At 62.3% G+C, this 7,941-nt stretch carries 8 protein-coding genes; 3 read left to right on the forward strand and 5 right to left on the reverse strand.

What is annotated here, in order from left to right; translation table 11 throughout:
- Positions 1-237 precede the first annotated feature (237 nt).
- From AC5DC2_RS15685 to AC5DC2_RS15695, 3 genes are all read left to right on the forward strand, one after another.
- Positions 238-819 carry a YqaA family protein gene (locus tag AC5DC2_RS15685; RefSeq protein ID WP_491699144.1) on the forward strand — a complete coding sequence of 194 codons (582 nt, stop codon included), beginning with the start codon at positions 238-240 and terminating at the stop codon, positions 817-819.
- A gap of 9 nt (positions 820-828) precedes the next feature.
- The gene (locus tag AC5DC2_RS15690; RefSeq protein WP_491699145.1) at positions 829-1,347 is read left to right on the forward strand and encodes a disulfide bond formation protein B; all 519 of its coding nucleotides are present in this window, start codon (positions 829-831) and stop codon (positions 1,345-1,347) included.
- 105 nt (positions 1,348-1,452) lie between these two features.
- Entirely contained in the window at positions 1,453-2,400 is a 948-nt protein-coding gene (locus tag AC5DC2_RS15695) for a cation diffusion facilitator family transporter (protein ID WP_024706862.1), read from the forward strand.
- Positions 2,401-2,509: 109 nt separating this feature from the next.
- Here the strand turns inward: AC5DC2_RS15695 and AC5DC2_RS15700 are convergent, their stop codons facing one another.
- The 5 genes from AC5DC2_RS15700 to AC5DC2_RS15720 all read right to left on the reverse strand — a co-directional run bounded on the left by AC5DC2_RS15700 (position 2,510) and on the right by AC5DC2_RS15720 (position 7,886).
- Positions 2,510-3,577 carry an ABC transporter ATP-binding protein gene (locus AC5DC2_RS15700; protein ID WP_491699146.1) on the reverse strand — a complete coding sequence of 356 codons (1,068 nt, stop codon included), beginning with the start codon at positions 3,575-3,577 and terminating at the stop codon, positions 2,510-2,512.
- Positions 3,578-3,589: 12 nt separating this feature from the next.
- Positions 3,590-4,423 (reverse strand): carbohydrate ABC transporter permease, encoded by an 834-nt coding sequence (locus tag AC5DC2_RS15705; RefSeq protein ID WP_491699147.1) that lies wholly within the window; start codon positions 4,421-4,423, stop codon positions 3,590-3,592.
- 4 nt (positions 4,424-4,427) lie between these two features.
- Positions 4,428-5,351 (reverse strand): carbohydrate ABC transporter permease, encoded by a 924-nt coding sequence (locus AC5DC2_RS15710; protein WP_024706865.1) that lies wholly within the window; start codon positions 5,349-5,351, stop codon positions 4,428-4,430.
- Between the two features lie 72 nt (positions 5,352-5,423).
- A complete protein-coding gene (locus AC5DC2_RS15715) occupies positions 5,424-6,677 on the reverse strand; it encodes an ABC transporter substrate-binding protein (RefSeq protein WP_491699148.1) in 1,254 nt (417 codons plus the stop codon).
- A gap of 39 nt (positions 6,678-6,716) precedes the next feature.
- The gene (locus tag AC5DC2_RS15720) at positions 6,717-7,886 is read right to left on the reverse strand and encodes a PLP-dependent transferase (RefSeq protein ID WP_491699149.1); all 1,170 of its coding nucleotides are present in this window, start codon (positions 7,884-7,886) and stop codon (positions 6,717-6,719) included.
- Positions 7,887-7,941 lie beyond the last annotated feature (55 nt).

Here is a 7,941-nt window from a genome sequence, read left to right on the forward strand (position 1 = left end):
TTTCGGAACCTGATTTTGAGTCAGGCGCGTCTACCAGTTCCGCCAAAGGGGCCCGCCGGTCGAGACCGGGTTGGGGCGAAATATACGGGGTACGACCGTTGCGTCAACCGGGATTTTGATCCCGATCATGCGAAAAGCGGGTTTCACGCCGTAGTGAAGAATGGACAAGCGGCGCGGGATTTACCATCCTCCGGCAATACTCTAAATCCTTGTCTCCAATTATTTCCGGATCATCCCATGTTGCGCCGCCTTTACAACTGGACACTCTCCCTTGCCGCGACGCGCCACGCAGAACGCGCGCTGTTTGCCATTTCCTTTGCCGAAAGCTCCTTCTTTCCAATCCCGCCGGACGTTCTGATGATCCCGATGGTCATCGCCAAGCCGCTCAGCTGGGTCCGGATCGCCTTCATCTGCACGCTCGCCTCGATTCTCGGCGCGATCGGCGGCTATCTCATCGGCATGTTCCTGTTCGAAGCCGTCGGCCAGCCGATCCTCGCCTTTTACGGCAAGGAACATTCCTTCGAGCAGATCGCCGAATGGTACAACACCTGGGGCGGTTGGGGGGTTCTCTTTGCCGCCATCACCCCCTTCCCCTACAAGGTGCTGACGATCTTCTCCGGCGCGACGGGGCTCAATTTCGGCATCTTCCTCCTGGTCAGCGTCATCGGCCGCTCGTTCCGCTTCTTCCTGATCGCCTTTCTGCTCAACCGCTACGGCGTGCCGATCCGCGATTTCATCGAGAAATATCTCGGCATTCTCTTCACCGTCTTCGTCGTGCTTCTGTTCGGCGGATTCTACCTCGTCAAATACGTCTTCTAGGCTCACCCCATGCTCCCCCGCTTCATCACAGACAATCGCCTCGTCATCAGCCTCGTTCTGGTGACGCTCGGCATGGCCGTCTCGGTGCTTTCGGCCCTCGGCTTCGAGCATATCGGCGGCTACATTCCCTGCCATCTCTGCCTTCTGGAGCGCAAACCCTATTATATCGGCGTGCCCGTCGGCATTGTCGGGCTGCTCGCCATCCGCTTCGGCGTCCTGCCGCGCCTCGTCGGCAGGCTTGCGCTCATCGTCATTGCCGCGCTGATGGTCTGGGGCATGGTGATGGGCATCTATCATTCCGGCGTCGAATGGCACTGGTGGGCAGGACCTTCGGATTGCTCCGGCTCGCTTTCCGGCATGACCACCGATGCAAGCTCGCTGCTGGCCGATCTCAACCGCGTGACCGGCCCGAAATGCGACGAGGCGGCGCTGCGCGTGCTCGGCCTGTCCTTTGCCGGCTGGAACGTTGTCGTCAGCGTCATCATCGCGGCCATCGCGCTCTGGGGCGTCCGCAGGACGGCGCAGTAGCGTCTGGCAGAAGTCCGGGCGTATTTTTCGCGCCCGGTCCCCTTGATCCTCACCCTGCTATAGCTTCTACATTCATCTCCATCTCAACCATGGAGGCAGCAAAGCATGTCGGGGCATCATCACGCGCACGGTCACGGCGGCCACGAGGGGCATGGCGGGCACGGGCATTCTCATGCGCCGAAAAGCTTCGGCCGCGCCTTTGCCATCGGCATTTCCCTCAACATCATCTATGTGGCGCTGGAGGCGGTTTTCGGCGTCATCACCGGGTCGCTGGCGCTTCTGGCCGATGCCGGGCACAATCTCTCCGACGTTCTGGGGCTCGTGCTGGCCTGGGGGGCAATCTGGCTGGCGGCGAAACCGCCCGGCGGCATCCGCACCTATGGCTTCAAGCGCGCGCCGATCCTGGCCTCCCTTGCCAACGCCATCATCCTGATCGTTGCCGTGGGCGCCATCAGCTGGGAGGCGATCGGCCGGTTCTTCACGCCCGAACCGATCGAGACCGGCACGGTGATCTGGGTCGCGGCCGCCGGCGTTCTGGTCAACGGTTTCACCGCCTATCTGTTTGCCTCCGGCAGCAAGTCAGACATCAATATCCGTGGCGCCTACCTGCACATGGCCGCAGATGCCGCCGTGACCGTCGGCGTCATCGTCGCGGCCATCGTCATCGGCTTTACCGGCTGGGACTGGATCGACCCGGCCGTCAGCCTCGTCATCGGCTTCGTCATTCTCGTGGGGACCTGGGGCCTCTTGCGCGATTCCACCCGGCTCGCCATGGACGCGGTGCCCGCCGGCATCGACATTGACGACGTGCGCCAGTTTCTCGAAGGGGCCGAAGGCGTCGATGAGGTCCACGACCTCCATATCTGGGCGCTCAGCACCACCGAAACGGCGCTGACGGCGCATATCGTCTGCGCCGAGGGCTATCACCGCCCGCTGCTCGCCACGCTCCCCGAAGAATTGCGGGAGCATTTCGAGATCGGCCATACCACACTGCAGATCGAAACCGCAGACACGGCCGAAAAATGCAGGCTGCGTCCGCCGGACGTGGTCTAGAGCGCTTCCAGGGCATTTCGCAGTCGGATGGTACCATCTGACGCCCGCGAAAATGCGCAGAAACAAATGAGCAGGGTGACTCCGCGTTTCCATGAAGGGCGGAACCGATCTAGACGCGATCTCCGTCCTGATCAAAGAAGTGGAGACGGTCGGGCGGAAGCGACACCGTGATCTCGCCATCGAACCGAAGCGCGGCCCGGTCCTGGGTGAACATCTTGAGATCCTGACCGCCGACGTCGAGATGCACGATGATACCAAAGCCGGTCGGCTCAATGAGTTGGGTTTCGGCGGTGACAGCAGCGCTTTCGGCCGAACGGACGACATGTTCCGGGCGGATGCCAAGCGTCATGGCGCTGCCATCCTCCATGCCGGGGCGCACAGGGAGCGCCACCTCGACGCCCCGATCAAGCGCCAGCACCGGTCCGCTCTCCTTCAATCGCAACTGCCCCTCAAGAAAGTTCATGCCGGGCGAGCCGATGAAGCCCGCGACAAAACGGTTGACCGGGCGGTCATAGAGATCGAGCGGGCTTCCCACCTGCTGGACGATGCCGCCATTCATGGCAACGATCCGGTCGGCAAGCGTCATCGCTTCGATCTGGTCGTGGGTCACATAGATCGAGGTGGCACCGATATTCTTGTGGAGCTGCTTGATTTCGGCGCGCATCTGCTCGCGCAGGCGCGCGTCCAGGTTCGAGAGCGGCTCGTCGAACAGGAAGGCCTTCGGCTCTCGCACGATGGCGCGCCCCATGGCGACGCGCTGGCGCTGGCCGCCGGACAGCGCGCGCGGGCGGCGTTCGAGCAGCGGATCGAGGCCGAGGATCGTCGCCGCCCTGCCGACCACGGCCTTGATGGTTTCGCGCGGCGTTCGGCGCAGGCGCAGGCTGTAGCTCATATTGTCGGCGACGCTCATATGCGGATAAAGCGCGTAGGACTGGAACACCATCGCGATATCGCGATCCTTGGGCGCCAGATCGTTGACCCGCCTGCCGGCAATGGCGATATCGCCGCCGGTGATCTCCTCAAGCCCGGCAATCATGCGCAACAACGTCGACTTTCCGCAGCCCGAGGGGCCGACCAGAACCACAAACTCACCGTCTTCGATGTTGAGGTCGACGCCGTGCAGCACCGGGGTCCTGCCATAGCTCTTGCGCACGTCCGATATATCGATGGAAGCCATTTGGAAATCCTTTCAGCCTTTGACGGCGCCGGCAGTGAGGCCTTTGACGAGATAGCGCTGGATAGCCAGGAAGAAGATGCAGGCGGGAATGAGCGCGAGCACGCCGGCGGCCATCATCTGACCGAAGTCGACGGAGAACTTGGACACGAAGGTGAGGAGACCGACCGGAAAGGTCGCCGCGCTGTTGCCCGAAATCAGCATCAGGGCAAACAGGAGCTCGCTCCAGGCGGCGGTGAAGACGAAACCGAGCGTGGCGGCAATGCCCGGCAGGGTGAGCGGCAGGATGATCTGGCGGAACGCCTTGAACCGCGTCGCCCCGTCGATCATCGCCGCTTCCTCGAGATCCTTCGGAACGCCATCGAAGAAGGATTGCATCAGGAAGGTGGCGAAGGGCACGTTGAAGGCGGTATAGACGATGATGAGGCCCGCCAGCGTGTCGGTCAGCCCGAGCGGCGACAGAAGCTTGAAAATCGGCGCCACCAGCATGACCAGAGGAAACATCTGCGTGATCAGCATCAGCGCCACGATCCAGTATTTGGTCTTGAAGGCAAAGCGCGACAGCGCGTAGCCCGCGAGCGAGGCAACGATGGTGACGGCGATCGCCGTGGAGCCCGAAACGATGACGCTGTTTCTGAAGAACAGCGGGAAATCGGAATGACGCAGCACGAAGTCGAAATGTTCGAACGTCATGCGCGATGGCCACATCCGGACCCCTTCGCTGTAAAGCAGCCTGTTGGGCGTTACCGCCACTTTCAACAGCCAGTAGAGCGGGAACAGCGCAAAGGCGACATAGGCGAGGATTGCGAGGCGGTGGGCTGCCGTGAGGGCTATTCTTTTCGGTCGCATCGTCTCAGCCCTTGTTCAGCAATGTCTGGCGCAAAAGGATGATCAGCAGGGCATAGGCCAGAAGCAGCACCAGCAGCACGAGCGCAATCGCCGAGGCATAACCGAAATCGAGCTTGCGGAAGGCCTGGGTGAAGATGTAGCTCGCGACGATCTGCGTCCGGTTGGCCGGCCCGCCGGATGTCATCACCACGATCAGATCGGCGAAGTTGGCGATCCAGACCGTGCGCAGCAGGATGGTGATCGCCATGGTCGGCGCCAGAAACGGCAGGGTGATGGACAGGAACCGCTGCACCGGGCCGGCGCCGTCAATGGCCGCCGCCTCGTAGAGGTCGCGCGGGATCGACTGGAGCGCCGCCAGCATGGTGATGGCGAAGAAGGGGATGCCCCACCAGACATTGGCGGCGATCGGCCCCCACATGGCGAGGGCGGGGTCGGAGAGGATGTTTTCCGGTTCGGCCATCAGGCCCAGCGCGTGAAACCAGTGCGGCAGCGGACCGATGACCGGATTGAAGAGCCAGGCCCAGTTGAGGCCGGCGAGAAAGGTGGGCACGGCCCAGGGCAGGAAGACCAGCGCCTGAACCAGGCCGCGTCCGTAAAACGGCTTGTCGAGCAGGAGCGCCAGGATGAGACCGAGGACAAACTGCAGGAAAACGGATGCTCCGGTCCACCACAGCGTGTTGCCGAGCGCACGACGAAAGGCCTTGTCCCCGGCAAGCGCGTGGAAGTGATCAAGCCCGATGAAGCCGCCCGAAAACGGATTGAGAAGCTGGATATCGCGGAAGGCGTAGGAAATGCCCACGACAAGCGGAACCAGGATCACCGCGGCGATCAGAAAGAGCGCCGGAGCGCTGTAGAGATAGGGCTCGAAAAACGCGCTTGCCCGCTTCGCCAGTGGCTTTCTGGCACGGTTGTCCACCGCGTCGGTCATCGTCTGTCCTTTGAATGATCGAAGAAAGGCGCCAGCCGGCTGCGGTCTCCCGCAGCCGGCCGCACGGATACGTTATCTGGCGAGGTGCTTCTTCTGCGCCTTGGTCAGGTAGTCGGCCCACTCATCGGCCATTTCCTGCGCGGTGATTTCGCCGAGCAGGGCCTGCTGCGAGGTCGAGATGGACAACGAATCCTTGAAGAAGCCGAACTCCTCGAGATAGGTCGGCATCACGGTCGGCACGGCATCCGGGTCGTTCAGCTCCTCGAACCAGCCGGCAAACTGAGGGCTGTCATAGAAGGGGTCCTCCTCGGCCGCCCTCTGCACGGGAAGCGCGCCGGTGCGCTTGTTCCAGGCGATATTGCCTTCCGGGCCCTCGAGCGTTGCGATCAGCTTCCAGGCGAGGTCCTTGTTCTCGGAGGCCGACATCATCGACCAGCCGGCATAGCCGATGGTCGGGAAGGTCTTTCCGGACGGCCCCTTCGGCATGGTCGTCACGCCGTAATCGCTCTCGTCCATGTGCTCGGCAATGGCGATCAGCGCATCGGGGTCCTGGTCCAGGAAGGCACAGGTGCCGGAATAGAAGCCGGCGACGATCTCGTTGAAGCCCCAGTTGACCGAATCCTTCGGCGCGTAGCCGTTCTGATAGAGGTCGATCAGCCACTGGAAGCCCTCGACCCACCCCTCCTGATTGGCCGTGGAGGTGCCGTCTTCCTCGAAGAATACGTTGGAGCCGGCCATGTCGGCGCCGTACATCAGCCAGCCATTCAGCCCGCCGGCGCCGCCGCGCAGGCAGTAGCCGTATTTGCCGTCCAGTTCGGAGATCTTCGTCGAGGCTTCCGTGAATTCGGCAAGCGTGGTCGGCGGCTCGGAGATGCCGGCGGCTTCCAGCAGGTTCTTGTTGTAGAACATGGCGCGCAGATAAAAGCCGTAGGGCAGCATGTAGGCCGTGCCGTCAACCTCGCGACCGAGCTCCAGCGCCCGGTCCGTCAGGTCATCGGTATATTCCCAGTCGGCGAGATAGGGCTCGAGGCTTTCCAGCATGCCGTTATTGGCATAAAGCGAAACCCAGGAATCCGGCATCTCGACCACATCTGGAATATTGCCGGCGGAGACCATGGTGGCGAACTTCTGGAAGGCCTCGCCCCAGGGCAACGAAATGATCTCGACATCGGTACCCGGATTGGCCTCCTCGAAACGCGCGACGATTGATTCCAGCGTTTCGGTTCTGGCCGGGCTGGTGATGACCTCGACCAGGATGAGCGTTTCGGCATGGGCGGCAGACGCCATGAGCGCCGAAAGGCATGTGGCTGTAAGCAGTTTCTTCATTTCCATTCCCCTTGCTTTTTGCTTCTATGCGTTGAAGTCTCAGTTTTTTGCGGCCTCGAAGGCCGCCTCGAGGTCGCGCCAGAGCGCTTCCGTGCCCTCCAGCCCGACATGAATGCGCACGGAGCGCGGATCGAGGCCGAAAGCGCGCGCCGAATTCGGCTGCGCCTTCTGCGCCAGAACCACCTCTCCGGGCACGATCAGGCTTTCATGACCGCCCCAGCTGACGCCGAGCTTGAACAGCGAGAGCCGGTCGCAGAAAGCCTTGATGTCGATGCGTTCGGAAAGGTGGAAGGAAAACAGGCCGGAGGTTCCGGAAAGCCCGGGCGGAAGCCGGTTTTTCAGACCCGGATGACAGACCTTGGTGACGTCCTCGCGGGCGGCGAGCCGCCTGGCGATTTCAAGCGCGGAGGCCTCATGCGCCTTCATCCGGATGGCAAGCGTTCTCAGTCCGCGCGTCAGAAGCCAGGCATCGAAGGGGGCAAGCTTGCCGCCGAGATAGGACAGCGCCTCCCCGCGCAGCCGCCCGACCATCTCCTTCGAACCGGCGACGACGCCGGCGACGACATCGCTGTGGCCGGAGATATATTTGGAGGCCGAATGGAGAACGAGATCGACGCCGAGCGTGACCGGCTGCTGGAAAACGGGACTCGCCCAGGAATTGTCGATGACCGAGAGCGCGCCATGTTTCTTTGCAAGCGCCGCCAGCGCGCCGACGTCGTGAGCCTCCATTTCCCAGCTCGTCGGGCTTTCCATATAAAACAGCTTCGCGCCGGACAGCGCCGCATCGACCGCTTCAAGGTCCAGCCCGTCCACATACTCGACCTCGATCTTCATCCGCTTCAGGATGGTGCCGAACAGCCGGTAGGCATCGGGATAGACGTTGCGCACGGCAACGATCCGGTCTCCCGGCTCGACGAAGGTGATGATCGCCGCCGAAATCGCCGCCATGCCGCTGGCAAAGCCCACCGCGTCCTCCGCCTTTTCCATGCGCGCCAGCATTTCCTCGAACACCCTGACCGTCGGGTTTGCGGCGCGCGAATAGACGAAACGCTCCTTCCGCCCGGCATAGGTGTCGAGCATCTCGTCGTAGTTCTCGAAGGTGAACAGCGATGTCTGCACGATCGGCGGAACGACGGCGGCGAAGGCATGGACCCCGTCATGGGCGCCGATCAGCGCGATTTCGTCGGCTTGGGAGAGGCCGTCATTCATTTGGACATTTCCTTGATGTCTTCCTCGACGACGTCGAGGATCTTCAGTGTTTCCC

The sequence above is a fragment of the Martelella sp. genome (assembly GCF_984369615.1).

Coding starts and splice junctions, on each gene's coding strand:
- AC5DC2_RS15715 (WP_491699148.1), bottom strand. CDS start 6,677: ATGAAGAAACTGCTTACAGCCACATGCCTTTCGGCGCTCATGGCGTCT.
- AC5DC2_RS15690 (WP_491699145.1), top strand. CDS start 829: ATGCTCCCCCGCTTCATCACAGACAATCGCCTCGTCATCAGCCTCGTT.
- AC5DC2_RS15710 (WP_024706865.1), bottom strand. CDS start 5,351: ATGACCGACGCGGTGGACAACCGTGCCAGAAAGCCACTGGCGAAGCGG.
- AC5DC2_RS15705 (WP_491699147.1), bottom strand. CDS start 4,423: ATGCGACCGAAAAGAATAGCCCTCACGGCAGCCCACCGCCTCGCAATC.
- AC5DC2_RS15695 (WP_024706862.1), top strand. CDS start 1,453: ATGTCGGGGCATCATCACGCGCACGGTCACGGCGGCCACGAGGGGCAT.
- AC5DC2_RS15700 (WP_491699146.1), bottom strand. CDS start 3,577: ATGGCTTCCATCGATATATCGGACGTGCGCAAGAGCTATGGCAGGACC.
- AC5DC2_RS15720 (WP_491699149.1), bottom strand. CDS start 7,886: ATGAATGACGGCCTCTCCCAAGCCGACGAAATCGCGCTGATCGGCGCC.
- AC5DC2_RS15685 (WP_491699144.1), top strand. CDS start 238: ATGTTGCGCCGCCTTTACAACTGGACACTCTCCCTTGCCGCGACGCGC.